Below are 24,566 nucleotides of genomic sequence, written 5' to 3' on the forward strand. Positions count from 1 at the left end.
GCTCGGGTATCATACACGCACGAGATTTATGGGGCCATTTATGCGGATCATCAGTGTGAACGTAAATGGCATTCAGGCTGCGGCCGAGCGTGGTTTGCTCAGCTGGCTGCAAGCCCAGAATGCCGACGTCATCTGCCTTCAGGATACCCGCGCCTCGGCCTTTGAACTCGACGACCCAGCTTTCCAGCTCGATGGCTATTTCCTTTATGCCTGCGACGCGGAGGTGCCAGCCCAAGGTGGTGTGGCCCTTTACTCGCGCATGCAGCCCAAGGCAGTCATCACCGGCCTGGGCTTCGAGACAGCCGACCGCTACGGGCGTTACCTGCAAGCAGATTTCGACAAAGTCAGTATTGCCAGCCTGCTGCTGCCTTCGGGCATGAACGGCGACGAAGACTTGAACCAGAAGTTCAAGTTGATGGACGACTTCGCCAAGTACCTGGACAAGCAGCGTCGCAAGCGTCGCGAATACATCTATTGCGGCTCGTTCTACGTGGCGCAGCAGAAGCTCGACATCAAAAACTGGCGTGACAGCCAGCAGTCGCCAGGCTTCCTGGCGCCAGAACGCGCCTGGATGGATGCAATCACTGGCGAGATGGGGTATGTCGATGCCTTGCGCGAAGTCAGCCGTGAAGGCGACCAGTACAGCTGGTGGCCAGACAACGAGCAGGCCGAGATGCTCAACCTGGGCTACCGGTTCGACTACCAGATTCTCACCCCGGGCCTGCGCCGCTTCGTACGCAACGCTCGCCTGCCGCGTCAGCCACGCTTCTCCCAGCATGCGCCGCTGATCGTCGACTATGACTGGACGCTGACCATCTAAAAGGCCATTGGGGCTGCGTTGCAGCCCCAGTGGCTATTTGATCGGCCGCCAGATCATCGGGTAGCGATAAGGCTTGCCCTCATTCGCCCGCACCGCCGCAATGATGATCAATATCATCACTGCCACCGTGAGCATGGCAAACAGCACCAGCCCGATAAACACGAACATCAGCAGAAAGCAGATGAACCCGGCAATGGTCACGCTGATTTGAAAGTTCAGCGCCTCTTTGCCCTGGGCGTCGATAAAAGGGTCTTGCTCGCGCTTGAGGTGCCATAGCACCAGCGGGCCCAGCAGGTGCCCGAGCGGCACTACCAGGCCCAACAGCGCGGAGAGGTGGCAGAACATCGCCCATTGCCGGATTTCGGCATTGGGCGGGGTGATCGACAGGTTCGAATCGCTCATGCCCCGCACCTCCGTGGCTGGCTTCAGTCAGCCAGTGCTGCCTGCTGCAGCTCGAAAATCTCGTTCATGCCCTTCTGCGCCAGAGCGAGCATGGCGTTGAAATCTTCCGGCTGGAACGGTGCGCCTTCGGCAGTACCCTGCACTTCGATGAAACCACCAGCGCTGGTCATGACCACATTCAGGTCGGTTTCGGCTGCGGAGTCTTCCAGGTAGTCCAGGTCGAGCACCGCTTCGCCTTGGTACATGCCGACAGATACCGCTGCGATCATGTGCTTGAGCGGGTTGCCGCCCTTGAGGCCGCCGCGCTTCTTGATGACTGCCAAAGCGTCGCACAAGGCAACCATGGCGCCGGTGATGGACGCGGTACGGGTACCGCCATCGGCCTGGATCACGTCGCAATCGACGTACAGGGTGATGTCACCGAGCTTGCTCATGTCCAGCGCGGCGCGCAGCGAACGGCCGATCAGGCGCTGGATTTCCAGGGTGCGGCCACCCTGCTTGCCACGGCTGGCTTCACGCTGGTTACGTTCGCCGGTGGAGCGCGGCAGCATGCCATACTCGGCGGTCAGCCAGCCTTGGCCCTGGCCTTTGAGGAAGCGCGGTACACCGTTTTCAACGCTGACCGTGCAGATGACTTTGGTGTCACCGAACTCGACCAGTACCGACCCTTCGGCGTGCTTGGTGTAGTTGCGGGTGATGCGGATCGAGCGGAGCTGATCGGCAACGCGACCACTTGGACGTTTCATCTGGGATACCTGTACTGGGACTTTGAATCTGCCGAGCATTATAGAGCCCGCAGCCCGGGGAAGACATGCCTATTGTCGCGCCCGGCACAGCCCGTCGCCTTTTCCTACCGCAGTAGCCACCCGTCGGTAACATAGGCGGATTGGGCGCCACGGCGACACTGCGCTACAATCCTGCGCCTTGCAGCCGAGAGGCTCCCACCGTTCATTCATTACGCGAGGTACTCCCCATGGTGCACAGCATGACCGCTTTTGCTCGTGTCGAGCGCGCCGGCAGCCAAGGCACCCTGGTCTGGGAGCTGCGTTCGGTCAACCACCGTTACCTGGAGCCGCACCTGCGCCTGCCCGAGGCCCTGCGCGACCTCGAAGGCGGTGTACGTGAAGGCCTGCGCCAGGGCCTGTCACGCGGCAAGGTGGAATGCACCTTGCGCCTCAACGAAGACAGTAATGGCAAACCGCTGAAAGTGGACCATGAGCGCGCCAAGCAACTGGTTGCCGCCGCCGAAGAAGTGGCGGGCCTGATCAAGCAGCCTGCCCCCCTGAACCCGCTGGAAGTGCTGTCATGGCCAGGCGTGCTGGTGGCCGACACCAGCGACCCACAGGCACTGAACGCCGAAGCCATGGCGCTGTTCGACGAAGCGTTGGCCGAACTCAAGGCCGGGCGCCAGCGCGAAGGCCAGGAACTGGCGCGGCTGATCAACGAACGCCTGGACAACATGGCCAGCGAAGTCACGACCCTGCGCGCCCTGGTGCCGCAGATGCTGGCGGCGCAGCGGCAGAAGATTCTCGACCGCTTCGGCGACATGCAAGCCGAGCTGGACCCACAGCGCCTGGAGCAAGAGATGGTACTGCTGGCCCAGAAAAGCGACGTGGCAGAGGAGCTCGACCGCCTCAGCACCCACGTCACCGAAGTGCGCCGCGTGCTCAAGGGTGGCGGCGCCGCTGGCCGGCGCCTGGACTTCCTGATGCAGGAGCTCAACCGCGAGGCCAACACCCTTGGCTCCAAGGCCTTCGACCCACGCAGCACGCAAGCGGCGGTCAACCTGAAGGTACTGATCGAACAGATGCGTGAACAAGTACAGAACATCGAGTAAGGCCACCCCTACCATGAACCACAGCAGCGGCACCCTCTACATCGTTTCGGCCCCCTCGGGCGCCGGCAAGACCAGCCTGGTCACCGCCCTGACCAAAGACGACCAGCAGATTCGCGTCTCGGTCTCGCACACTACCCGCGCCATGCGCCCGGGCGAGCAGCACGGGGTGAACTATCACTTCGTCGTCCACGAGGAGTTCAAGACGCTGATCGCGCAAGGAGACTTTCTGGAGCATGCCGAAGTGTTCGGCAACTTCTACGGTACTTCGCGCAGCGCGCTGCAGCACACCTTGGACCAAGGCTACGACCTGATCCTGGAAATCGACTGGCAAGGTGCCCAGCAAGTGCGCAAGCTGATGCCAGAGGCGCTGTCGGTGTTCATCCTGCCTCCAAGCCAGGAGGCGCTTCGCCACCGCCTGGACGGACGCGGGCAGGACAGCGAAGAGATCATTGCCGGGCGCATGAAGGAAGCGGTCAGCGAGATGGTGCACTACGACGAGTATGACTACGTGATCATCAATGATGATTTCGACGCGGCGCTGGCAGACTTGAAAGCGGTGTTCCGCTCGAATCGGCTGCTGTTGAAGAAGCAGCAGCAGCGTCATGCGGCGCTGCTGAAGCAAATGATCGGCTAAAGATCGATGGGGCCGCAGAGCGGCCCCATTGGTTTATTCCTGCAGTGGCAAGGTAGCCTGCTGACGCAGGGTAGCCCCGAGGAAGTACGCCGGCGCACGCATGCGCGACAGCATCATCAGGCCGATACCAAGCACCGAGATGATCGCGGCAATCACGAACACCAGCCCCAGACCGCCCACATGCGAGCCGCTGCCGAAGTCCGGCGACGCACTGTCGATGGCGGTACGCACGAAGATCACCGACAAGATCACCCCACCCACCAGCGGGCACAGGCCGCGCATGATGAAATGGCGCAGGCTGTCGAACAGGCTGCCGCGGAAATACCAGACGCAGGCAAACGCGGTCAGCGAATAGTAGAAGCAGATCATCATGCCCAATGCCGTGATGGTATCTGCCAGCACGTTCTCGCTCAGCGTACGCATGGTTACGTAGAACAGGCCTGCGGCCAGGCCGGCGCAGATGGTGGCATAGCGCGGCGTTTGCGAGCGCGGGCAGACGCTGGCGAACTTCTGCGGTACAGCGCCGTAATAACCCATGGCCAACAGGGTGCGCGCCGGCGCCACGAAGGTGGACTGCAGCGACGCCGCCGTACTGGCCAGCACAGCGATGGACATCAGGATCGCCAGCGGCCCCATGACCGGGCCGGCCAGGTGGGCAAAGACGTTCTCCTGGATGCGCGGGTTGTTCAGGCCCAGACCCGTTTCACTGATACCGGCAAACTGCAGGGTGGCGATGGCAGTGAACAGGTACAGGCCGAGAATCAACATCACGGTCCAGGTAGCGGCCTTGCCCGGCACCTCTTCGCTGCCCACCGATTCTTCACTGACGGTCAGGCAAGTGTCCCAGCCCCAGAAGATGAAGATCGACAGTGACAGGCCAGCGGCAAAGGCCGAGAACGACTCGACACCGAACGGGTTGAACCAGGCGAAATCGAACGCCAGCGGTGGCGGCGCGGTGGTGCCGCCGAAAGCGGCGAAAGCAAAGCCGATCAACACCAGCAACTGCAGGGCCACCAAGCCGTACTGCACAGTCATTGTGGTGGCGATACCCCGACAGCAGATCCACACTGCCAAACCAATGAACACGCAACAGGTAACGATGTTGATCAACAGGTTGTCGGCCAACGCTGCCAGCTCATGCTTGCCGGTGATCTGGCCAAGGAACAGGTAGAAGAAGTCCACCGCCACACCTGCCAGGTTCGACAGCACGATCGTGGTGGCAACCACCAGTCCCCAGCCGCCGATCCAGCCGATCATCGGGCCGAATGCACGCGCCGACCAGGTAAACGAAGTACCGCTGTCCGGCTCCGCCGAGTTCAGCTCGCGATAGCCCAGGGCAACCAGCAGCATCGGCAGGAAGCCCACGATGAACACGGCCGGCAGGTGGGCGCCCACCTCACGTACGGTCGGGCCAAGGGCCCCGGTCAGGGTATAGACCGGGGCGATGGTGGAAATGCCCAGCACCACGCTGGCCAGCAGGCCCAAGCGGCCCTTGGCCAGGCCTTTGCTGCGCTGAGTGTTGCCCGCGTCGGCCGCCACATCGGGTGGGCGGCCGGCTTCTGTGTAATTGCTCATGAGTATTTGCCGTAAATTTTGGAATTGTTTTAACAAGCCTTGGGTACAAGGCTCGCTTTCACTCATTGAAAGCTTGCTATCGGGGACGAGTCATCCGAGACCTTCGGCTGACGCCAGAATCATTCCTGCCGTGAGCCCTCCCGTGCTGCGTAGGCATTGCAGGCCTCGCGAAACGCCTCAAACAGACGCAGCGAAACCGGGTTTTCGTTGAAGCGCCACTCCGGGTGCCACTGCACCCCGAGCACAAAGCCCGGCGCCGCAGGCATGGACACCGCCTCGATCAGGCCATCCGGGGCCCGTGCCTCGACGCGCAGGCCCGGGGCCAGACGGTCGATGCCCTGGCTGTGCAGCGAATTGACCTCGAACTGCGCCACCAGCCCCAGGCGCTCGAACAACCCGCCAGGCTCGATGCTGACCGAGTGGCGAGGGCCGTATTGCACCTCCAGGGGGGCGTCCTCAGGTTCGCGGTGGTCAAGGTAGCCAGGCAGTTCCTGCACACGCTGGTGCAGGCTGCCGCCAAGGGCCACGTTCAGCTCCTGATAGCCTCGGCAGATACAGAATACGGGCACACCGACGGCAATGGCTGCCTGCAGCAGCGGCAGGGTCAGGCGATCACGCGCCAGATCATGCCGGGTACCCGCCACACTGGGGGCGCCATTGTAATGATGCGGCTCGATATTTGAAGGCGAGCCGGTAAAAACAATGCCGTGCAGGCGGGCCAGCAGCGCTTGCGTGTCGCTGCCGCCATCACGGGCCGGCAAGATCAGTGGCAAGCCGGCAAAGCCGGCCGCCTCGACATACTTGTCGCCGACCGTATGCGAGGAGTTCTTCCCTACCTGCTGACGGCAGGCGCTGACACCGATCAAAGGGACCGCATTTGCGCTCATGGGCTTACACCGTGTGCAGGTACCAGTTGTACTCGAGGTCGGAAATCGACACTTCGAACTCGGCCAGTTCGCTTTCCTTGCAGGCCACGAAGATATCGATGTAGTCCGGGCTGATGTATTGGTTGAGGACTTCGCTGTCATCCAGCGCGCGCAGGGCATCGCGCAGGTTGTTCGGCAGGCTTTGCTCCAGCTGCTCGTAGGAGTTGCCTTCGATCGGTGCCTCGGGCTCGACCTTGTTGGTCAGGCCATGGTGAACGCCGGCAAGGATCGCCGCGAGCATCAGGTACGGGTTGGCATCGGCGCCGGCTACACGGTGCTCAAGGCGCACATTGTCGCTGCTGTCGGTGGGCACGCGTACGGCCACGGTGCGGTTGTCCAGGCCCCAGCTCGGCGCATTGGGCACGTAGAACTGCGCACCGAAGCGGCGGTAGGAGTTGATGTTGGGGCACAGGAAGGCCATCGACGCCGGCATGGTTTCCAGCACGCCACCAATGGCGTGGCGCAGCGTATCGCTTTGCAGCGGATCGTCACTGGCGAAGATGTTCTTGCCGGTTTTCTTGTCCAGCAATGAAATGTGCACATGCAGGCCGTTGCCTGCCTGGCCCGGGTAGGGCTTGGCCATGAAGGTGGTGTCCATTTCATGGTCGTAGGCGACGTTCTTGATCAGGCGCTTGAGCAGGATCGCATAGTCGCAGGCCTTCAGCGGATCCGCCACGTGGTGCAAGTTGACCTCGAACTGCGCTGGGGCGCTTTCCTTGACGATGGCGTCGGCAGGCAGGCCCTGTTCCTTGGCTGCTTCGAGCATGTCCTGCAAGCAGTCGGCGTACTCGTCGAGGTCGTCGATCAGGTACACCTGGGTCGACTGCGGGCGCTTGCCGGAGATCGGCGAGCGCGGCGGCTGCGGGCGGCCGTTGAGGTTGTCCTGGTCGATCAGGTAGAACTCCAGCTCGAACGCGGCGCAAATATCCAGGCCCAGGTCGTCGAACTTGCTCACCACCTGGCGCAGCACTTCACGCGGGTCGGCGAAGAACGGCTGGCCATCCAGCTCGTGCATGGTCATCAGCAGCTGGGCGGTGGGGCGCTTCTGCCACGGCTCGTCCGACAACGTGCCGGGGATCGGGAAGCAGATACGGTCGGCGTCGCCGATGTCCAGCCCAAGGCCGGTGCTTTCGACAGTGGAACCGTTGATATCAAGGGCGAACAGCGATGCGGGCAGGTTGATGCCCTTCTCGTACACCTTGTGCAGGCTGGCCCGCTCGATGCGCTTGCCACGTACCACGCCATTCATGTCGGAGATCAGCAGGTCTACGTACTGCGTGTCCGGATGGGCCTGGAGGAAGTCATTCATCTCGCTGGAAGAACTGGCGCACGGGGTTACCGACGTCATGGTGTACATCCTTTGATGTGCTGCGGCGATGTGGGGATACGGCTGGCGCCTCACGGGCGACGATGGTTGCAGCTGTTGTTCTTTTCACTTTCCCATCGTGGGGACTGGTTACCCGACCGGGCGCATTGATTCCGGGGGGCCGTTTCACTATAAAATGGCCCAGACGCAACAGACATTGGCAATTTGGCAAGCAGAGCGTGCATCAATGCAATATCAGATAACCCACGCAGACCTCTCTCTGGTCCTGGCACTGGAACGTGGCCGCTCGCTGGCCAAAGCCGCCGAACTGCTCAAAGTCGACGTTTCGACCGTATTCCGCTCGATCCGCCGATTGGAGTCAGCGCTGGGCACTGCTTTGTTCGTCAAGAGCCGAAAGGGCTATCTGCCGACTGACACCGCACAGGCCTTGGCCGAGCAGGCCGAACGTGCCGAGCAGGCGCTGGAAGCGGCGCGCATTGCCATGACCAGTGGCGAGCAGGTGGTCAGCGGCACGGTGCGCCTGACCTGCACAGAGGCGGTGATGCACAGCCTGTTGCTGCCGGCGCTGGCCGAGTTCATGTCCAACTACCCGGCTTTGTCGCTGGAGATGGGCACCTCCAATACCTTCGCCAACCTCAGCCGGCGCGACGCCGACATCGCTCTGCGCCTGACCAACACACCTCCGGAGCACCTGGTTGGCCGCAACCTGGGTTCGACCTCCTATGTAGTCTGCGGCCAGCCACAGTGGCGCGAGCGCCTGAGCGAGTCCCCCGCCAGCGTGCCGTGGATCGCACCAGACGACTCGATGCAGGACCACCCTACGGTGGTCTGGCGCAACCAACAACACCCGGGCCTGAGCCCGCGCTACCAGTGCAGCAGCATGTCGACCATCGCCCAGTTGGTAATGGCCGGCCTGGGCGTGGCAGCACTCCCGGACTACATGGTGCATGCGCTGCCTGGGGTGGATGCTCTCAGCGGTCCCCTGCCCGGCTGCGACACTCAGCTGTGGTTGCTGACCCGGCCGGATTGCCGGGCGTTGCGCTCGGTGCAGACCTTGTTCGAAGAGCTGACCCCGCGGTTGCGTGACGCGATGCTCTGAGGTTATCGTCAGGCTCATGCACTGAGGGTGTCTGTTCCGGCTCTTTCGCGGGTAAACCCGCCGCTACAAGCTACGCGGTCCCTGTAGGAGCGGGTTCACCCGCGAAGAAGGCATCGCAGGGTTTGCAGGTACCGCCCGGCAAAACAGCGCTTCCCTATTGGCTGGTGAATTTTTATACTATCGAGTCCGCCTGCCCATTAATGGGCTGCACGCCCACCGCAATTGCTACTGAGGAAGACCATGGCCCGCGTAACTGTTGAAGACTGCCTGGAACACGTGGATAACCGCTTTGAGCTGGTCATGCTCTCGACCAAGCGCGCTCGCCAGCTGGCGACCGGCGGCAAAGAGCCACGCGTTGCGTGGGAAAACGACAAGCCAACCGTTGTTGCCCTGCGTGAAATTGCCGAAGGCATCGTCACCAACGAGTTCATCGCCGCTGAAGAGATCGTCACCGAGGATCCGGTGTTCGCCGCGTTCGAGGACGAGAACAACGAGGCTGTCTGATTGATGCCAGGTCGACGTCGTACGGCGCAAGGCCCTCTTCCTCGGCAGGAGGTGAACCCATGCCGGGTATAGAAGCCTTGGCCGAACGGCTGTCGACCTATCTTGGCCCCGAACAGGTCAACCTGGTTCGGCGTGCCTATTTCTACGCCGAACAGGCTCACGATGGGCAACGCCGCCGCAGTGGCGAGCCCTACGTGACCCACCCGCTGGCCGTGGCCAGCATCCTCGCCGACATGCACATGGACCATCAGAGCCTGATGGCGGCCATGCTGCACGATGTGATCGAAGACACCGGCATCGCCAAGGAAGCCCTCAGCCAGCAGTTTGGCGAGACCGTGGCCGAACTGGTCGATGGGGTCAGCAAGCTGACCCAGATGAATTTCGAGACCAAGGCCGAGGCGCAGGCGGAAAACTTCCAGAAGATGGCCATGGCCATGGCCCGCGATATCCGCGTGATCCTGGTCAAGCTGGCCGACCGCCTGCACAACATGCGCACCCTGGAAGTGCTGTCTGGCGAAAAACGTCGGCGCATCGCCAAGGAAACCCTCGAGATCTACGCCCCCATCGCCAACCGCCTGGGGATGCACACCGTGCGCGTGGAGTTCGAAGACCTTGGCTTCAAGGCCATGCACCCGATGCGCTCGTCGCTGATTCATCGAGCAGTGAAGAGCGCACGCGGCAACCGCAAAGAAATCGTCGCCAAGATCGAGCACTCGCTGGCCAACTGCCTGTCCGCCGACGGCATCGAGGGCGAGGTCAGCGGTCGGCAGAAACACCTCTATGGCATCTACAAGAAGATGCGCGGCAAGCGCCGTGCCTTCAACGAGATCATGGACGTGTATGCCTTCCGCATCATTGTCGACAAGGTTGACACCTGCTACCGCGTGCTCGGCGCCGTGCACAACCTGTACAAGCCGCTGCCCGGACGCTTCAAGGATTACATCGCGATCCCCAAGGCCAATGGCTACCAGTCGTTGCACACGACCCTGTTCGGCATGCACGGCGTGCCCATCGAAATCCAGATCCGCACCCGCGAAATGGAAGAAATGGCCAACAACGGCATCGCCGCGCACTGGCTGTACAAGTCAAACGACGACGAGCAGCCCAAGGGCAGCCACGCGCGTGCCCGCCAGTGGGTCAAGGGTATCCTCGAACTGCAGCAACGTGCCGGCAACTCCCTGGAATTCATCGAGAGCGTGAAGATCGACCTGTTCCCGGACGAGGTCTACGTGTTCACGCCCAAAGGCCGAATCATGGAGTTGCCCAAAGGCTCCACGGCCGTCGACTTCGCCTACGCGGTGCACACCGACGTTGGCAACAGTTGCATCGCGTGCCGCATCAACCGCCGCCTGGCGCCGCTGTCCGAACCGCTGCAAAGCGGCTCGACAGTGGAAATCGTCAGCGCCCCGGGCGCTCGGCCAAACCCGGCCTGGCTCAACTTTGTGGTCTCAGGCAAGGCACGCACGAATATCCGCCACGCGCTCAAGCAACAGCGCCGTTCCGAATCCATCAGCCTGGGCGAGCGCCTGCTGAACAAGGTGCTCACTGGCTTCGACAGCAGCCTGGAGAAAATCCCCCAGGAACGCATCGAGTCTATTCTCGCCGAGTACCGCCTGGAGCTGCTAGAAGACCTGCTCGAAGACATCGGCCTGGGCAACCGCATGGCCTACGTGGTCGCGCGCCGCCTGCTGTCGGCCGAAGGCGAACAGTTGCCGGCGCCAGAAGGCCCGCTGGCGATCCGCGGTACCGAAGGCCTGGTGCTGAGCTACGCCAAGTGCTGCACACCGATCCCGGGTGACCCGATTGTCGGCCACCTGTCAGCCGGCAAAGGCATGGTCGTGCACCTGGAAAACTGCCGCAACATCAGTGAAATCCGCCACAACCCCGAAAAGTGCGTGCAACTCTCCTGGGCCAAGGACATCACTGGCGAGTTCAATGTCGAACTGCGTGTCGAACTGGAACACCAGCGCGGGCTGATCGCCCTGCTGGCCAGCAGCGTCAACGCCGCCGACGGCAACATTGAAAAGATCAGCATGGACGAACGCGACGGCCGTATCAGCGTGGTCCAACTGGTGGTCAGCGTGCACGACCGCGTGCACCTGGCGCGTGTGATCAAGAAGCTGCGTACCCTGACCGGTGTGGTCCGCATCACCCGCATGCGTACGTAGTCCGCCAACCGCAAGGAGTCATCATGAGCAAAACCGTCATCAACAGCGACAAGGCCCCTGCCGCCATCGGCACCTACTCGCAGGCGATCAAGGCCGGCAACACCGTGTACATGTCGGGCCAAATCCCTCTGGACCCGAAGACCATGGAACTGGTCGAAGGCTTCGAAGCCCAGACCGTGCAGGTGTTCGAGAACCTCAAGGCCGTGGCTGAAGCTGCTGGCGGTTCGTTCAAGGACATCGTGAAACTGAACATCTTCCTCACAGACCTGAGCCACTTCGCCAAGGTAAACGAGGTGATGGGCCGCTACTTCGAACAGCCCTACCCGGCCCGCGCCGCCATCGGCGTTGCCGCGTTGCCGAAAGGCTCCCAGGTCGAAATGGACGCCATCCTGGTCATCGAATGATGCCCTGGTGACGGGCCCTGCCCGTCACCCTCCTTCCTCTGCAAGGTTACCCCGTCATGCGTCAAGCACTGCCCTTTGCGCTGGCAGCCCTGCTACTGGGCGGCTGCACCAGCCACAAACCCGAAGATTTCAACGGCATCTGGATCAACCAGGAAGCCATCACTGCGGCGGTCAAAGCCGGCAGCCTGCGCCAGGCGCTGAATGAGCACGGCCCAGTGTTCGAGTGGAAGCTCGACGTGGCCAATCAGCAAGCTAGCTATAGCAATGGTTTCGAGGCCGCTGACGGCCAGCTGAGCGCCAATGAAAAGCAATGGCAGGCCCGTTTCCAAGGCGGCCAGACCGAGCAGCTTTCGCTCGATGGCGACGAGCTGCTGGCCGTCGCCCAGAACGGCGCCAAGCAAACCTTCGTGCGCGCCAAGGCACCGGCGACAGCCAATGCACCACTGGGCAGCAGCTTCGAGAAGGCGCTTTACCAGGCCTACCTGGGTGGTGACTGGAAGATCGTCGACGGCCAAGGCAAAGGTGCCAGTGTACGCTTCAGCGATACCGGCAACGTCACCGGCCTACCGGGGCCGGACCGCTTCGCCCTGTGCCTGGCAGGTGATTGCGCGACCATGGGTGGCAACAATGACAGCCTGTGGCTGGAGCGCAACCAGCGTGGTGCACCGTTCATCATCAAGCGCGATGGTGACAAGCTGGAGATTTTCCAGGCAGTGAACCGTGCACAGCCGGATGAAATGCCAGAACTGGCAGCGGGCAAGCGTCAGTGGGCGCTGGAGCGCAGCTGAGATGATGCGCGGCCCCTGTGGGGGCCTTGTGTCGCGATAGGGCTGCGAAGCAGCCCCGGCAGGCTATGCCGTCACACTGAAATTCAGGGGCCGCTTTGCGGCCCTTTCGCGACACAAGGCCGCTCCCAACAAGGCATCGCGCCACTTGCCAGCTAGGCTTTTCCTGCCAGGATCGCGGCGTAGCCTTCCTTGTAGCTCGGATACTCAGGCGCCCAGCCCAGCGCCCGCGCCCGCGCATTGCTGCAGCGCTTGCTGCCAGTACGCCGCACCCGCTGCTCATCGGACCATTCGGTAACCCCCATGTACGCCCGTAGCCAGGCCACCACATCGGCCAGTGGCGCCGGGTCGTCATCAACGCCAATGTAGCAGTCGTCCAGAGCCTTGCCATCAGCATCGGCCTGCAGCAGAAACGCCAGCAGGCTGGCGGCATCTTCGGCATGAATGCGGTTGCCATACAGCGGCGGCTCCTCGGCAACGCGGTAACCCTGACGCACCTGGCTCAGCAACCACTCACGCCCTGGGCCATAGATACCGGTCAGGCGGACCACGCTCGCCGGGATGCCGCTGGCCAATGCCAACCGTTCAGCCTCCAGCATCACACGCCCGGAATAGCCCTCAGGCTCGGTGGCAGCGCCCTCCTCTATCCACTCGCCGCCTTTCTGCGCATACACACTGCTGCTTGAGATGAACAGCAGGCGACGCGGGCGCTGGCCACGCTCGGCCAACCAGGCCAACACATGGCGCAAACCATCGACATAGGCTGCTTGGTAACCCGCCTCATCGTGCTGGCTGGCCGCCACGCAGTACACAAGGTAGTCCAGCGGGCCCCGTGGCCAGGCCTGCGGTATCGACGGTTCGGCCAAATCTGCGGCAACCGGCTGAACCCCTGCGGGCAGCTGACCAACAGAACGGCGCAGGCCGCTCACCTGCCAGCCTTTAGCCAACATCTGCTTGGCCAGACGCCCACCCACATCACCACAACCCACCACCATCACGGAAAGGTCTGACATCTCTAAACTCCCTAGACCAATTGATCAGCCTGGCCACGCTACACGATGGGCGGCTAGACCATAGGCGAAAAAAGCTACAATATTACTTTTGTTAACAAGAATTACTTGCAATAATGGCCGCCAAATTGTTCTCGGCCTACATCGAGGCCTTGGAGAACGTTCACTTTTTCTTCATCAGGTCCGGCCAGCATGACACGTACTCAACCTTCCGCTTCGCCAACCCCGTCGCGCGCCTGGCGCGCCATCGCCGCGCTGACACTCAGCCTGGTGCTGGCCCCGGTGGCCATGGCCGATGAGCCAACCACCAACGCCGCCACACCTGCGGCTGCTACTGCCCCGGCCGCACCCGCTGCTGCCCCGGTCGATGCGCCGGCGCCTGGTGCCACTGCCACCAACCCGGCAGATGCAGACCCAAGCGTTCAAGCCCTGGTCGAAGACACCTCGCTGGGCATGGCCCATGACCTGTCCCCATGGGGCATGTACAAGAACGCCGACATCGTGGTGAAGATCGTCATGATCGGCCTGGCCATCGCCTCCATCATCACCTGGACCATCTGGATTGCCAAAGGCTTCGAGCTGATGGGCGCCAAGCGTCGCCTGCGTGGTGAAATCGCCCAGTTGAAGAAGTCCACCACCCTGAAGGAAGCCAGCGAAGTCTCCAACAAGGAAGGCACCCTGGCCCACACCCTGGTCCACGATGCCCTCGAAGAGATGCGTCTTTCGGCTAACGCTCGCGAAAAAGAAGGCATCAAGGAGCGCGTCAGCTTCCGTCTGGAGCGCCTGGTGCATGCCAGCGGCCGTACCATGAGCAGCGGCACCGGCGTCCTCGCAACCATCGGCTCCACCGCGCCGTTCGTCGGCCTGTTCGGTACCGTATGGGGCATCATGAACAGCTTCATCGGCATCGCCAAGACCCAGACCACCAACCTGGCCGTCGTTGCCCCAGGTATCGCCGAAGCGCTGCTGGCCACGGCTCTGGGCCTGGTCGCGGCAATCCCGGCCGTGGTCATCTACAACGTCTTCGCCCGCTCCATTGCCGGTTACAAGGCACAGGTGTCCGATGCCTCCGCCCAGGTACTGCTGCTGGTCAGCCGTGATCTGGACCACCAGGGTAGCGAGCGCGCCGCCCCGCACATGGTGAAAGTGGGGTAAGCCATGGGCCTGCATCTCAACGAAGGTGGCGACGACCTCGCCGAAAACCACGAAATCAACGTTACGCCGTTCATCGACGTGATGCTGGTGCTGCTGATCATCTTCATGGTCGCCGCCCCCTTGGCCACGGTCGACATCAAGGTCGACCTGCCGGCCTCAACCGCCAAACCGGCGCCAAGGCCAGAGAAACCGGTGTTCGTCAGCGTCAAGGCCGACCAGAAGCTGTATGTCGGCGACGATCAGGTTGCTGCACCCGACCAGCTTGGCCCGATGCTCGACGCCAAGACCAAGGGTGACAAGGAAACCACCATCTTCTTCCAGGCTGACAAAGGCGTGGATTACGGCGACCTGATGGAGGTGATGAACAACATGCGCGCGGCCGGCTACCTGAAAGTCGGTCTGGTAGGTCTCGAGACGGCAGCCAAGAAATGATGAAAACGCGCTCTAACATGGCGCGCTACGGTGGCAGCCTGGCGATCGTGCTGGGTGTGCACGTGGTCGCCGTGCTGCTGACGCTCAACTGGTCGGTACCACAGGCCATCGAACTGCCCCCGGCAGCGATGATGGTCGAACTGGCACCGTTGCCGGAGCCTGCGCCACCACCACCCCCAAAGGCAGCTCCGCAGCCACCGGCACCGGTCGAGGAACCACCGTTGCCGAAGCTGGCAGAAGCGCCCAAACCCAAGATCGCCATCCCCAAGCCGCCCAAGCCAAAGGCCAAGCCGCAGCCGCCCAAGCCCGAGAAAAAGCCTGAGCCGCCGAAGGAAGCACCACCCACCGAGCAAACGGTGGACGCACCGCCCAGCAACACGCCACCGCAGAAGTCCGCGGCACCGGCACCGAGCATTGCGTCCAACAGCAACGCCCTGCCAACCTGGCAGAGCGACCTGCTGCGCCACCTTGCCAAGTACAAGCGTTACCCGGAAGACGCGCGCCGTCGTGGCCTGCAAGGCATGAACCGCCTGCGCTTCGTGGTCGACGCCGAAGGCAAGGTCGTGTCGTACTCCATGGCCGGTGGCTCGGGCAGTGCCGCACTGGACCGGGCGACCCTGGAAATGATCCGTCGGGCCGGCACGGTACCCAAGCCGCCACCCGAGTTGCTGAACAATGGCACGATTGAAGTCGTGGCACCGTTCGTCTACTCACTGGACCGCCGCTAAGACTTTTGTTTCTGTCACAATTCGGCAAGTCTGATAACGTGCGTCTATCAATTGCAGCCGCTATGCTGGGCTCGCAACTTCATGGACGCACGTTATGACCCTCACAGAATTACGCTACATCGTCACACTCGCCCAGGAACAGCACTTCGGCCATGCCGCCGAGCGCTGTCACGTGAGCCAACCCACCCTGTCGGTCGGTGTGAAGAAGCTCGAGGACGAGCTTGGCGTTCTGATCTTCGAGCGCAGCAAAAGCGCAGTACGTCTGACCCCGGTCGGCGAAAATATCGTCGCCCAAGCGCAGAAGGTACTGGAGCAGGCCCAAGGCATTCGCGAGCTGGCCCAGGCCGGCAAAAATCAGCTGACCGCTCCGCTCAAGGTCGGCGCTATCTACACCGTCGGCCCCTACCTGTTCCCGCACCTGATCCCGCAGCTGCACCGCGTAGCGCCGCAAATGCCGCTGTACATCGAAGAAAACTTCACCCACGTACTGCGCGAAAAGCTGCGCAACGGTGAACTGGACGCGGTGATCATCGCCCTGCCGTTCAACGAAGCCGACGTGCTGACGCTACCGCTATACGACGAACCGTTCTGCGCCCTGATGCCTGCCGACCACCCATGGACGGCGAAGAAGACCATCGACACCGCCATGCTCAACGACAAGAGCCTGCTGCTGCTTGGTGAGGGCCACTGCTTCCGTGACCAGGTACTGGAAGCCTGCCCTACCCTGAACAAGGGGGGTGAAGGCTCACGGCACACCACGGTTGAGTCCAGCTCGCTGGAAACCATCCGTCACATGGTGGCTTCCGGCCTTGGCGTATCGATCTTGCCGCTGTCGGCAGTGCACAGCCATCACTATGCCCCCGGCGTCATCGAAGTGCGCCCGCTGACGGCACCGGCACCGTTCCGCACGGTCGCCATCGCCTGGCGTGCCAGCTTCCCGCGGCCAAAGGCCATCGAGATCCTCGCCGATTCGATCCGCCTGTGCTCGGTCGCCAAAAACCCTGCGGAACAACCGGCCTGAGTCATGAGTGAGCTGTCGAAGGTCCCGGTCACAGTACTGAAAGGCGTGGGCGAGGCTATGGCGGAGAAACTCGCCAAGGTCGGCCTGGAAAACCTGCAGGACGTGTTGTTCCACCTGCCCCTGCGCTACCAGGACCGTACGCGCGTGGTGCCAATCGGCCAACTGCGTCCCGGCCAGGACGCGGTTATCGAGGGCGTGGTCAGTGGTGCCGATGTGACCATGGGCAAGCGCCGCAGCCTGGTGGTGCGCCTGGGCGACGGGAGCGGTGTGCTGACATTGCGCTTCTACCACTTCAGCAACGCGCAGAAGGAGGGCCTGAAGCGGGGCACCCACCTGCGCTGCTACGGAGAAGCCCGCCCCGGCGCTTCGGGCTTGGAAATCTACCACCCGGAGTACCGTGCGCTGAACGGCAACGAGCCACCACCACCGGTGGAGCAGACCCTGACGCCGATCTACCCGTCCACCGAAGGCCTTACCCAGCAACGCCTGCGCCTGTTGTGCCAGCAGAGCCTTGCGCTGCTTGGCCCGCGTAGCCTGCCCGACTGGCTGCCTGACGAACTTGCCCGGGACTACCAGCTGGCACCCTTGGACGAAGCCATCCGCTACCTGCACAACCCGCCGGCCGACGCTGACCTCGACGAGCTCGCCGAAGGCCAGCACTGGGCTCAACACCGCCTGGCCTTCGAAGAGTTGCTGACCCATCAGCTGTCGCAGCAACGCCTGCGCGAAAGCCTGCGCAGCCTGCGTGCGCCGGTACTGCCCAAGGCCACGCGCCTGCAGGCGCAATACCTGGCTAACCTGGGCTTCCAGCCGACCGGCGCGCAGCAGCGGGTAGCCAACGAAATTGCCTACGACCTTAGCCAACACGAACCGATGATGCGCCTGGTGCAGGGCGACGTGGGTGCCGGCAAGACCGTGGTCGCTGCACTGGCGGCGCTGCAGGCGCTGGAGGCTGGCTACCAGGTGGCATTGATGGCACCCACCGAGATCCTCGCCGAGCAGCACTACATTACCTTCAAGCGCTGGCTGGAACCGCTGGGCATCGAAGTCGCCTGGCTAGCCGGCAAACTCAAGGGCAAGGCCCGGGCTGCTTCCCTGGAGCAGATCGCCAACGGTGCACCCATGGTGGTCGGCACCCACGCGCTGTTCCAGGAAGAGGTAAGGTTCAAGCACCTGGCCCTTGCGATCATCGACGAACAGCACCGGTTCGGCGTGCAGCAGCGCCTGGCCCTGCGCAAGAAGGGCGTGGCCGGCGAACTGTGCCCGCACCAGTTGATCATGACCGCCACACCTATTCCGCGCACGCTGGCCATGAGCGCCTACGCCGACCTGGACACCTCGGTGCTCGACGAATTGCCGCCAGGCCGTACGCCGGTGAACACCGTGCTGGTGGCCGACAGCCGCCGCTTCGAAGTGGTCGAGCGGGTACGCGCCGCCTGCGCCGAGGGGCGCCAGGCCTATTGGGTATGCACGCTGATCGAAGAGTCCGAAGAACTCACCTGCCAGGCCGCCGAAAGCACCTACGAGGAGCTTGGCAGCGCGCTAGGCGAGCTGAGGGTGGGGTTGATCCACGGGCGCATGAAACCGGCGGAAAAAGCCGAGATCATGGCCGAGTTCAAGGCTGGCAACCTGCAGCTTCTGGTCGCGACCACGGTCATCGAGGTGGGCGTGGACGTGCCCAACGCCAGCCTGATGATCATCGAGAACCCCGAGCGCCTGGGCCTTGCACAGTTGCACCAGCTGCGCGGCCGGGTAGGCCGAGGCAGTGCCGTGAGCCATTGCGTGCTGCTGTACCACCCGCCGCTGTCGCAGATCGGCCGCGAGCGCTTGGGGATCATGCGCGAGACCAACGACGGCTTCATCATCGCCGAAAAAGACCTTGAACTGCGGGGCCCGGGTGAGATGCTCGGCACCCGCCAGACCGGTCTGCTGCAGTTCAAGGTCGCCGACCTGATGCGCGACGCCGACCTGCTGCCGGCCGTGCGCGACGCGGCCCAGGCCTTGGTATCACGCTGGCCGGAACACGTCAGCCCGCTGCTGGACCGCTGGCTGCGCCACGGCCAACAATATGGCCAAGTGTGACGCCAGTCCCAGAATGGATCCAGATTTGCTCGCAGGCTGGTTATACTTCGCGTTTAAAAGAAACAGTGGATACGGACCATGACTGAAGTTGCCCTGGACACCGCAACCCCACACGCCCCCTCCGTCATCAGGCTGCTGCTCGACAAGCTCGGCGTGCCCTACCGCCAGGTGGTCGAACACTCGCACCTGCCTGCGGCTTCGCGGGTGCAGGCTGTCCTTCTCGACGACGAGGTCGGCGCCCTCATGGTGCTGTTCCCGCAGAGCCACCTGCTGGACCTCAACCGCCTGGCCGAGCTGACCGGGCGCAAGCTGACCGCGGTGTCGGTGCCGCGCCTGAAGCAGATGCTCGACAAGCACCACCTCAAGGCCCTGCCGGGCATCCCGGCGCTGACCAGCTCGCCATGTCAGTACGAAAAGAGCCTGCTCGACGGCGAAACTGTCTTTATCCAGTCAGGCGAAGCCGGCCTGTTGCTGGAAATCGAACGCGCACACTTCAAGCGCATGCTGGCCAAGGCCAGCGCCAGCAGCTTTGGCCAGCAAGTCGAAGCGATCAGCCCCAATCTCGACCGCCCCGATGACGACACCCGGGAAATCACCGATGCGGTCCAGGCCTTCACTGCCCGACGCATTCAGAAACGCCTGGAAGAAACCATCGAAATTCCACCGCTCGCCGACACCGCGCAGAAGATCATCAAGCTGCGGGTAGATCCCAACGCCAGCATCGACGACATCACCGGCGTAGTCGAAACCGACCCGGCGCTGGCGGCACAGGTGGTGAGCTGGGCTGCATCGCCCTACTATGGATCACCGGGCAAGATCCGCTCGGTAGAAGACGCCATCGTGCGTGTGCTGGGTTTCGACCTGGTGATCAACCTGGCCTTGGGCCTGGCGCTGGGCAAGACCTTGAGCCTGCCCAAAGACCACCCGCAGCAGGCCACGCCCTACTGGCAACAATCGATCTACACCGCCGCGATCATCGAAGGCCTGACCCGCGCCATGCCGCGCGCAGAACGCCCCGAGGCCGGGCTGACTTACCTGGCCGGGCTACTGCACAACTTTGGCTACCTGCTGCTGGCGCACGTGTTCCCACCGCATTTTTCGCTGATTTGCCGCCACCTTGAGGTCAACCCGCATTTGAACCACACCTATGTGGAACAACACTTGCTGGGCATCAGCCGCGAACAGATCGGTGCCTGGCTGATGAAGCTGTGGGACATGCCAGAAGAGCTGTCGACTGCCTTGCGCTTTCAGCACGATCCAGCCTACGACGGCGAATATTTCGCGTTCCCCAACTTGGTGTGCCTGGCCACCCGCCTGCTGCGCTCGCGAGGTATAGGCTCAGGGCCGCAGGAAGAGATTCCTGACGAGCTGTTGGAACGCCTGAGCATTACCCGGGACAAGGCTGAGGATGTGGTGAACAAGGTGCTCGAAGCCGAGAACCTGTTGCGTGAGCTGGCTTCGCAGTTCCATGCACCGCATTAAGCATTAACACATAGCCTGTGCGGGCATGCCCGCGAACACCGGCGAAACCGGTGCCATGCACGGCGTCGCTTGTTTCGCGGGCACGCCCGCTCCCACAGGTAAAGCGTCATCATCCCCGTCGGGTTTCAGCCTTTCTTCTTCGGTTTCAGGTATTTCATCAACCCCTGGAACCACATCACCAGCGCCGGATTGCCCTTGATCTGGATGTGCTTTTCCTGAATCCCCTGCATGAACGCCAGCTGCTTGTTACCCGCCTGCATGGTGGCGAAGCCATAAGCGGCGTCCCTGAAGGCAATGGCGAACGCCGGCTGTGGGTGCGCGCCGCCCTTGCTGCTGATGCGTTCGTTGTGGACGATGAAGTGTCGGGCGACCTTGCCGTCCAGGGTCTGCATCTGGAACACCAAGTCCTTGCCCTTGAGCTGCTGCTGGAATGCGGGGTTATTACGGCTGGCCCTGGCCATCAACAGCCCCATGGCCCAGAGAAGAAAGCGGAACTTCATCAACGCGCCTCGAATGAAAAGTGACTAAGGCGCGCAGTTTATCCTTTTCCAGAACTATTTATGCAAGTTCGAAACATTTTGCCTGCAGAAAGCACAACGGGCGCCTTGGGGCGCCCGCTTGGCCGACACTGGGGTTGTCAGGGAGCGATCACTTGCCTTTCTTGGCTGGTTTGGCGGGGGCGTTAACGCTGTCGCGCAGGTTCTTGCCAGGCTTGAAGGCCACGGTATTGCTGGCCTTGATCTTGACCGGTTCCCCAGTTTGCGGGTTCTTGCCGGTACGCGCGCCGCGATGACGTTTTTCGAAGGTGCCGAAACCGACCAAGGTCACGGTGTCCTTGTCCAGGGCACCGGTAATGCTGTCGAGAATCGCGTTCAAAACCTGATTGGCCTTTTCCTTGGTCAGATCAGCCTTATCGGCGATGACGGCGGCGAGTTCTGGTTTGCGCATAGTGAAGCCTCTTTGACGGAATTCTTGTTGTTATGCCGTGCTGCCTCTGGGAGCAGCGCTCAAGGCACCGCAGGCTCTAATCTGCGGCAGACGGGAGTGAGAATGGCACGAGCTCAGGGGCCGCGCCAGTATCTGGGCGGCCATTGTGCAGGCAACAACAGGATAAATCCGACAGAACAGCCGCTATTTACGCCATAACCGCTGGTAACAGACGATTCAGCGCCAGCTTCTCCATCACCGCCGCTCCGGTCAGGGCGTAGCCCAGCAACTTGCCGTCGGCATCAAGGCAGAGCACCTTGAGGTCACTGCCCTGCCCCTCTACCTGCCAGGTGCCTTCGCAACCCTGTGGCGCTGGCGAGACGACCAGCGGACAGGCCGGGGTTTTAACGGTGATAGGCATCGGCCCGTAGGAAACTGCCGTCGGCTTGCCGGCCAGGGTTTGCGCCAGCGCCCGGGCACAGCTCATCAGCGGCATCACGTACAGCAGGTTGATGCCATCGACTTCGGCACAGTCGCCAAGGGCGAAGATGTTGGCGTGTGATGTACGTAGCTCGCGGTCTACGCTTACACCTCGATTGGTCTGCAGCCCAGCTGCGGCAGCCAGGTCGGTACGTGGGCGCAGGCCGATGGCCGAAACCACCAGGTCGCAGGCAATCACGCTGCCATCCGACAGGTGCGCCTCCAGGCCTTGGGTCACCTGCTGCAGGCGGGTCAGCACCGGCCCCAAGTGAAAGCGTACTCCCAGCCCCTCCAGCCCACCCTGTACAGCCGCCGCAGCGGCCGGGTGCAGCAGGGTCGGCATGACCTGTTCACACGGCGCCACAACGTCGACCTTGAAACCACCCAGGCTCATGTCGTTTGCGAATTCGCAGCCGATCAGGCCGGCGCCGAGGATCAGGACACGCTGCTTGCCCGCGGCGGCAGCACGGAAGCGCGCGTAGTCCTCCAGATCGTTGATCGGGAATACCAGATGGCCGCCATCACCCTCGATCGGCACTTGCACGGTCTGCGCCCCCCAGGCCAGCACCAGATCGCGGTATTCCACGGCTTCTTCGCCGATCCACAGCCGCTTGTGGCCCGGGTCGATGCCGCTGATGCGGGTATGGGTGCGGACCTCGGCGTTCAATTGCTCGGCCATGGCACCCGCCTCAGCCATGCACAGGCCGTCGGCGTCCTTCTGCTTGGCAAAGCCCATGGACAGCATCGGCTTGGAGTACGAAGGACCATCGTCGGCGGTGATCAGCAACAGCGGCGTCTGCGTATCGAGCTTGCGAAATTCACGGGCCAGGTTGTAGCCCGCAAGGCCGGTACCGATGATTACCACAGGGGACGTCATGTCGTGCTTTCCTCGATTAACCGATGGAGATCATTTCAAAGTCGCTTTTGCCGACGCCACAGTCGGGGCACAGCCAATCCTCAGGCACATCCTCCCAACGGGTGCCGGGGGCGATGCCGTCGTCGGGCCAGCCTTCGGCTTCGTCGTAGATCAGGCCACAGACAATACATTGCCACTTTTTCATCAGGTCTATTTCCTCGGTTCAGGCTGGGGCTTGTGTTGCGGCTGATGGCCTCTTGGCGAGCAAGCCCGCGCCTACAGTGACCGCGCAGGCCGGGCGGGCTTGCCCGCGAATGGGGCCAGCGCGCAATGCGTGGGGGCTTTGTAGCGGCCCTGTCGGCAGTATGCAAGCAGTTGGGGCAATCATGCTAAGCTCGCCGCCTCTCTGGCTGTAACAAAGCATACCGACGTGTCGTACGAATCCCCGCAAGCAGCCGCTGTCGCGTGGCTGCCGTATTCACAGCTGGCGACCGACATCGACCAGCCTACCCTTGACTGGCTGTTCGACGAGGGCTCGCTGACCCGCCGCCTGACCCGTCTGTCCATCGATCATTTTTCCGTCACCCCGCTGTTCGAGGGCTGGCAGCTGCTGCGCGATGACGAATGCCAAGCGCTGGGCATCGCTGCTGGCGCCGAAGGCTGGGTGCGCGAAGTGTACCTGCGCGGCCATGGCCAACCTTGGGTGTTCGCCCGCAGCGTGGCCAGCCGTAGCGCACTGGAACGTGGTGGCCTGGACCTGGAATCCTTGGGCAGCCGCTCGCTGGGCGAGCTGCTGTTCTGCGACCAGGCGTTCATCCGTCATCCGCTCGAAGTGTGTACTTACCCACAGGCATGGCTGCCGTCCGAAGCTGCACATGCGGCGCTTTGGGGCCGCCGCTCGCGCTTCGAGCGCAACGGTCTGGACCTGCTGGTGGCAGAAGTGTTTCTGCCGGCATTGTGGCAAGCGGCCAAGGAGGAAAACCGCTGATGTACCTGCAACTGCTCAAGTCGCTCAACCGCCTGCACCCACGGGCCTGGGACTTCGTCCAGCTCAGCCGTATGGACCGGCCGATAGGCATCTACCTGCTGTTGTGGCCGACCCTGTCGGCAGTGTGGATTGCCGGCAATGGGTCACCCACCCTGGCCAATGTGCTCATCTTCGGCCTTGGTGTGGTGCTGATGCGCGCGGCCGGCTGCTGCATCAACGACTTTGCCGACCGCAAGGTTGACGGCCACGTCAAGCGGACCGCCGACCGCCCCCTGGCCAGTGGCCGGGTGCGGCCACGCGAGGCGCTGACACTGTTCGCGATTCTGGTCGGGGTGAGTTTCCTGCTGGTGCTGTGCACCAACAGCCGCACCGTCTGGCTGTCGTTCGGGGCGGTGGCCTTGGCGTTCTGCTACCCGTTCATGAAACGCTACACCTACTACCCGCAGGTGGTGCTGGGGGCGGCGTATTCGTGGGGCATTCCCATGGCTTTTACAGCCGCTGGCGGTGAGTTGCCGGCCGGCGCCTGGCTGCTGTATATCGCCAACCTGCTGTGGACGGTGGGTTATGACACCTATTACGCCATGGTCGACCGCGATGACGACCTGAAAATTGGTGTGAAATCCACTGCGATCCTGTTCGGCGACGCTGATCGCAGCATCATCCTGACCCTGCAGTTGCTGTCGCTGGGCTGCCTGTTGCTGGCCGGTAGCCGCTTCGACCTGGGTGGCTGGTTCCACCTTGGGTTGCTGGGTGCCGCGGCGTGCTTTGCCTGGGAATACTGGTCAACGCGCAAGCTGGACCGGGAATCGTGCTTCAAGGCGTTTCTGCACAACCACTGGGCGGGGATGCTGGTGTTTATCGGGGTGGTACTGGATTACGCGTTGCGCTGAGTAGTTTGGGGCTGCTGCGCAGCCCATCGCGACA

Annotated in this window: 26 protein-coding genes; 16 read left to right on the top strand and 10 right to left on the bottom strand. The window is 62.6% G+C overall.

The genetic code is table 11. From position 1 onward, the window contains the following. Positions 1-40 precede the first annotated feature (40 nt). Entirely contained in the window at positions 41-820 is a 780-nt protein-coding gene (locus tag KW568_RS28285) for an exodeoxyribonuclease III (protein ID WP_003253401.1), read from the top strand. A gap of 33 nt (positions 821-853) precedes the next feature. On the opposite strand, the gene KW568_RS28290 is transcribed toward KW568_RS28285, so the two are convergent. Beyond that, positions 854-1,222: a DUF4870 domain-containing protein gene (locus KW568_RS28290; RefSeq protein WP_003253399.1), complete on the bottom strand. Its 369-nt coding sequence runs from the start codon at positions 1,220-1,222 to the stop codon at positions 854-856. A 23-nt stretch (positions 1,223-1,245) separates the two neighbouring features. After that, a complete protein-coding gene (gene rph / locus KW568_RS28295; protein WP_003253397.1) occupies positions 1,246-1,968 on the bottom strand; it encodes a ribonuclease PH in 723 nt (240 codons plus the stop codon). A gap of 227 nt (positions 1,969-2,195) precedes the next feature. On the opposite strand from rph, the gene KW568_RS28300 reads away from it, so the two are divergent. Together KW568_RS28300 and gmk are read left to right on the top strand one after the other, a co-directional pair. Continuing rightward, positions 2,196-3,059, top strand: coding sequence for a YicC/YloC family endoribonuclease (locus KW568_RS28300; RefSeq protein WP_003253395.1), 864 nt, complete (start codon positions 2,196-2,198; stop codon positions 3,057-3,059). 13 nt (positions 3,060-3,072) lie between these two features. Next, positions 3,073-3,693, top strand: coding sequence for a guanylate kinase (gmk, locus tag KW568_RS28305; RefSeq protein WP_004575215.1), 621 nt, complete (start codon positions 3,073-3,075; stop codon positions 3,691-3,693). Positions 3,694-3,726: 33 nt separating this feature from the next. Here the strand turns inward: gmk and KW568_RS28310 are convergent, their stop codons facing one another. From KW568_RS28310 to KW568_RS28320, 3 genes are all read right to left on the bottom strand, one after another. After that, the gene (locus KW568_RS28310; RefSeq protein ID WP_003253391.1) at positions 3,727-5,268 is read right to left on the bottom strand and encodes an APC family permease; all 1,542 of its coding nucleotides are present in this window, start codon (positions 5,266-5,268) and stop codon (positions 3,727-3,729) included. Between the two features lie 119 nt (positions 5,269-5,387). Continuing rightward, positions 5,388-6,155: a gamma-glutamyl-gamma-aminobutyrate hydrolase family protein gene (locus KW568_RS28315; protein WP_003253389.1), complete on the bottom strand. Its 768-nt coding sequence runs from the start codon at positions 6,153-6,155 to the stop codon at positions 5,388-5,390. A gap of 4 nt (positions 6,156-6,159) precedes the next feature. Next, complete coding sequence (locus KW568_RS28320; RefSeq protein ID WP_003253387.1) at positions 6,160-7,542, bottom strand: glutamine synthetase family protein; 1,383 nt, start codon at positions 7,540-7,542, stop codon at positions 6,160-6,162. A gap of 205 nt (positions 7,543-7,747) precedes the next feature. On the opposite strand from KW568_RS28320, the gene KW568_RS28325 reads away from it, so the two are divergent. The 5 genes from KW568_RS28325 (at position 7,748) to KW568_RS28345 (ending at position 12,484) form a co-directional block, all read left to right on the top strand. Continuing rightward, positions 7,748-8,620 (top strand): LysR family transcriptional regulator, encoded by an 873-nt coding sequence (locus KW568_RS28325; RefSeq protein ID WP_003253385.1) that lies wholly within the window; start codon positions 7,748-7,750, stop codon positions 8,618-8,620. A 240-nt stretch (positions 8,621-8,860) separates the two neighbouring features. After that, positions 8,861-9,124 (top strand): DNA-directed RNA polymerase subunit omega, encoded by a 264-nt coding sequence (rpoZ, locus tag KW568_RS28330; RefSeq protein WP_003253383.1) that lies wholly within the window; start codon positions 8,861-8,863, stop codon positions 9,122-9,124. A 59-nt stretch (positions 9,125-9,183) separates the two neighbouring features. Continuing rightward, positions 9,184-11,292, top strand: a complete 2,109-nt coding sequence (spoT, locus tag KW568_RS28335) for a bifunctional GTP diphosphokinase/guanosine-3',5'-bis pyrophosphate 3'-pyrophosphohydrolase (protein ID WP_004575214.1) — start codon at positions 9,184-9,186, stop codon at positions 11,290-11,292. A gap of 23 nt (positions 11,293-11,315) precedes the next feature. Continuing rightward, positions 11,316-11,696, top strand: coding sequence for a RidA family protein (locus KW568_RS28340; protein ID WP_003253379.1), 381 nt, complete (start codon positions 11,316-11,318; stop codon positions 11,694-11,696). A gap of 56 nt (positions 11,697-11,752) precedes the next feature. Further along, complete coding sequence (locus KW568_RS28345; RefSeq protein WP_004575213.1) at positions 11,753-12,484, top strand: hypothetical protein; 732 nt, start codon at positions 11,753-11,755, stop codon at positions 12,482-12,484. A 152-nt stretch (positions 12,485-12,636) separates the two neighbouring features. On the opposite strand, the gene KW568_RS28350 is transcribed toward KW568_RS28345, so the two are convergent. Continuing rightward, complete coding sequence (locus tag KW568_RS28350; RefSeq protein WP_004575212.1) at positions 12,637-13,494, bottom strand: SDR family oxidoreductase; 858 nt, start codon at positions 13,492-13,494, stop codon at positions 12,637-12,639. A gap of 189 nt (positions 13,495-13,683) precedes the next feature. Here KW568_RS28350 and exbB point away from each other — a divergent pair, with 189 nt between their 5' ends. The 6 genes from exbB (at position 13,684) to KW568_RS28380 (ending at position 20,391) form a co-directional block, all read left to right on the top strand. Beyond that, positions 13,684-14,646, top strand: coding sequence for a tonB-system energizer ExbB (gene exbB / locus KW568_RS28355; RefSeq protein ID WP_014861181.1), 963 nt, complete (start codon positions 13,684-13,686; stop codon positions 14,644-14,646). 3 nt (positions 14,647-14,649) lie between these two features. After that, positions 14,650-15,078: a TonB system transport protein ExbD gene (gene exbD / locus KW568_RS28360; protein ID WP_003253367.1), complete on the top strand. Its 429-nt coding sequence runs from the start codon at positions 14,650-14,652 to the stop codon at positions 15,076-15,078. Then, complete coding sequence (locus tag KW568_RS28365) at positions 15,075-15,806, top strand: energy transducer TonB (protein WP_003253366.1); 732 nt, start codon at positions 15,075-15,077, stop codon at positions 15,804-15,806. The genes exbD and KW568_RS28365 overlap by 4 nt, the downstream gene beginning before the upstream one ends. Before the next feature lie 94 nt (positions 15,807-15,900). Then, the gene (locus KW568_RS28370; RefSeq protein WP_003253362.1) at positions 15,901-16,827 is read left to right on the top strand and encodes a hydrogen peroxide-inducible genes activator; all 927 of its coding nucleotides are present in this window, start codon (positions 15,901-15,903) and stop codon (positions 16,825-16,827) included. 3 nt (positions 16,828-16,830) lie between these two features. Then, positions 16,831-18,909, top strand: a complete 2,079-nt coding sequence (gene recG, locus KW568_RS28375) for an ATP-dependent DNA helicase RecG (protein ID WP_014861179.1) — start codon at positions 16,831-16,833, stop codon at positions 18,907-18,909. Positions 18,910-18,987: 78 nt separating this feature from the next. Next, positions 18,988-20,391 carry an aminoacyl-tRNA deacylase and HDOD domain-containing protein gene (locus tag KW568_RS28380; protein ID WP_004575209.1) on the top strand — a complete coding sequence of 468 codons (1,404 nt, stop codon included), beginning with the start codon at positions 18,988-18,990 and terminating at the stop codon, positions 20,389-20,391. 125 nt (positions 20,392-20,516) lie between these two features. Here the strand turns inward: KW568_RS28380 and KW568_RS28385 are convergent, their stop codons facing one another. From KW568_RS28385 to KW568_RS28400, 4 genes are all read right to left on the bottom strand, one after another. Then, positions 20,517-20,891, bottom strand: a complete 375-nt coding sequence (locus KW568_RS28385) for a hypothetical protein (protein ID WP_003253357.1) — start codon at positions 20,889-20,891, stop codon at positions 20,517-20,519. A gap of 148 nt (positions 20,892-21,039) precedes the next feature. Then, the gene (locus tag KW568_RS28390; protein ID WP_003253355.1) at positions 21,040-21,339 is read right to left on the bottom strand and encodes an HU family DNA-binding protein; all 300 of its coding nucleotides are present in this window, start codon (positions 21,337-21,339) and stop codon (positions 21,040-21,042) included. A 187-nt stretch (positions 21,340-21,526) separates the two neighbouring features. Further along, positions 21,527-22,675 (bottom strand): NAD(P)/FAD-dependent oxidoreductase, encoded by a 1,149-nt coding sequence (locus tag KW568_RS28395; protein WP_259537329.1) that lies wholly within the window; start codon positions 22,673-22,675, stop codon positions 21,527-21,529. Between the two features lie 16 nt (positions 22,676-22,691). After that, positions 22,692-22,859, bottom strand: coding sequence for a rubredoxin (locus KW568_RS28400; protein WP_003253349.1), 168 nt, complete (start codon positions 22,857-22,859; stop codon positions 22,692-22,694). Between the two features lie 225 nt (positions 22,860-23,084). Here KW568_RS28400 and KW568_RS28405 point away from each other — a divergent pair, with 225 nt between their 5' ends. Beyond that, positions 23,085-23,642, top strand: a complete 558-nt coding sequence (locus KW568_RS28405; protein ID WP_004575207.1) for a chorismate lyase — start codon at positions 23,085-23,087, stop codon at positions 23,640-23,642. Continuing rightward, positions 23,642-24,532, top strand: coding sequence for a 4-hydroxybenzoate octaprenyltransferase (gene ubiA, locus KW568_RS28410; RefSeq protein ID WP_004575206.1), 891 nt, complete (start codon positions 23,642-23,644; stop codon positions 24,530-24,532). Before KW568_RS28405 ends, ubiA begins: the two co-directional genes overlap by 1 nt. Positions 24,533-24,566: the final 34 nt, after the last annotated feature.

This window comes from Pseudomonas sp. HD6515 (genome assembly GCF_024971855.1).
Taxonomy (GTDB): domain Bacteria; phylum Pseudomonadota; class Gammaproteobacteria; order Pseudomonadales; family Pseudomonadaceae; genus Aquipseudomonas; species Aquipseudomonas alloputida.

Excerpts from the sequence above, each read along its gene's own strand:
- KW568_RS28285 (WP_003253401.1), top strand. The coding sequence starts at position 41 with ATGCGGATCATCAGTGTGAACGTAAATGGCATTCAGGCTGCGGCCGAG.
- KW568_RS28290 (WP_003253399.1), bottom strand. The coding sequence starts at position 1,222 with ATGAGCGATTCGAACCTGTCGATCACCCCGCCCAATGCCGAAATCCGG.
- rph (WP_003253397.1), bottom strand. The coding sequence starts at position 1,968 with ATGAAACGTCCAAGTGGTCGCGTTGCCGATCAGCTCCGCTCGATCCGC.
- KW568_RS28300 (WP_003253395.1), top strand. The coding sequence starts at position 2,196 with ATGGTGCACAGCATGACCGCTTTTGCTCGTGTCGAGCGCGCCGGCAGC.
- gmk (WP_004575215.1), top strand. The coding sequence starts at position 3,073 with ATGAACCACAGCAGCGGCACCCTCTACATCGTTTCGGCCCCCTCGGGC.
- KW568_RS28310 (WP_003253391.1), bottom strand. The coding sequence starts at position 5,268 with ATGAGCAATTACACAGAAGCCGGCCGCCCACCCGATGTGGCGGCCGAC.
- KW568_RS28315 (WP_003253389.1), bottom strand. The coding sequence starts at position 6,155 with ATGAGCGCAAATGCGGTCCCTTTGATCGGTGTCAGCGCCTGCCGTCAG.
- KW568_RS28320 (WP_003253387.1), bottom strand. The coding sequence starts at position 7,542 with ATGACGTCGGTAACCCCGTGCGCCAGTTCTTCCAGCGAGATGAATGAC.
- KW568_RS28325 (WP_003253385.1), top strand. The coding sequence starts at position 7,748 with ATGCAATATCAGATAACCCACGCAGACCTCTCTCTGGTCCTGGCACTG.
- rpoZ (WP_003253383.1), top strand. The coding sequence starts at position 8,861 with ATGGCCCGCGTAACTGTTGAAGACTGCCTGGAACACGTGGATAACCGC.
- spoT (WP_004575214.1), top strand. The coding sequence starts at position 9,184 with ATGCCGGGTATAGAAGCCTTGGCCGAACGGCTGTCGACCTATCTTGGC.
- KW568_RS28340 (WP_003253379.1), top strand. The coding sequence starts at position 11,316 with ATGAGCAAAACCGTCATCAACAGCGACAAGGCCCCTGCCGCCATCGGC.
- KW568_RS28345 (WP_004575213.1), top strand. The coding sequence starts at position 11,753 with ATGCGTCAAGCACTGCCCTTTGCGCTGGCAGCCCTGCTACTGGGCGGC.
- KW568_RS28350 (WP_004575212.1), bottom strand. The coding sequence starts at position 13,494 with ATGTCAGACCTTTCCGTGATGGTGGTGGGTTGTGGTGATGTGGGTGGG.
- exbB (WP_014861181.1), top strand. The coding sequence starts at position 13,684 with ATGACACGTACTCAACCTTCCGCTTCGCCAACCCCGTCGCGCGCCTGG.
- exbD (WP_003253367.1), top strand. The coding sequence starts at position 14,650 with ATGGGCCTGCATCTCAACGAAGGTGGCGACGACCTCGCCGAAAACCAC.
- KW568_RS28365 (WP_003253366.1), top strand. The coding sequence starts at position 15,075 with ATGATGAAAACGCGCTCTAACATGGCGCGCTACGGTGGCAGCCTGGCG.
- KW568_RS28370 (WP_003253362.1), top strand. The coding sequence starts at position 15,901 with ATGACCCTCACAGAATTACGCTACATCGTCACACTCGCCCAGGAACAG.
- recG (WP_014861179.1), top strand. The coding sequence starts at position 16,831 with ATGAGTGAGCTGTCGAAGGTCCCGGTCACAGTACTGAAAGGCGTGGGC.
- KW568_RS28380 (WP_004575209.1), top strand. The coding sequence starts at position 18,988 with ATGACTGAAGTTGCCCTGGACACCGCAACCCCACACGCCCCCTCCGTC.
- KW568_RS28385 (WP_003253357.1), bottom strand. The coding sequence starts at position 20,891 with ATGAAGTTCCGCTTTCTTCTCTGGGCCATGGGGCTGTTGATGGCCAGG.
- KW568_RS28390 (WP_003253355.1), bottom strand. The coding sequence starts at position 21,339 with ATGCGCAAACCAGAACTCGCCGCCGTCATCGCCGATAAGGCTGATCTG.
- KW568_RS28395 (WP_259537329.1), bottom strand. The coding sequence starts at position 22,675 with ATGACGTCCCCTGTGGTAATCATCGGTACCGGCCTTGCGGGCTACAAC.
- KW568_RS28400 (WP_003253349.1), bottom strand. The coding sequence starts at position 22,859 with ATGAAAAAGTGGCAATGTATTGTCTGTGGCCTGATCTACGACGAAGCC.
- ubiA (WP_004575206.1), top strand. The coding sequence starts at position 23,642 with ATGTACCTGCAACTGCTCAAGTCGCTCAACCGCCTGCACCCACGGGCC.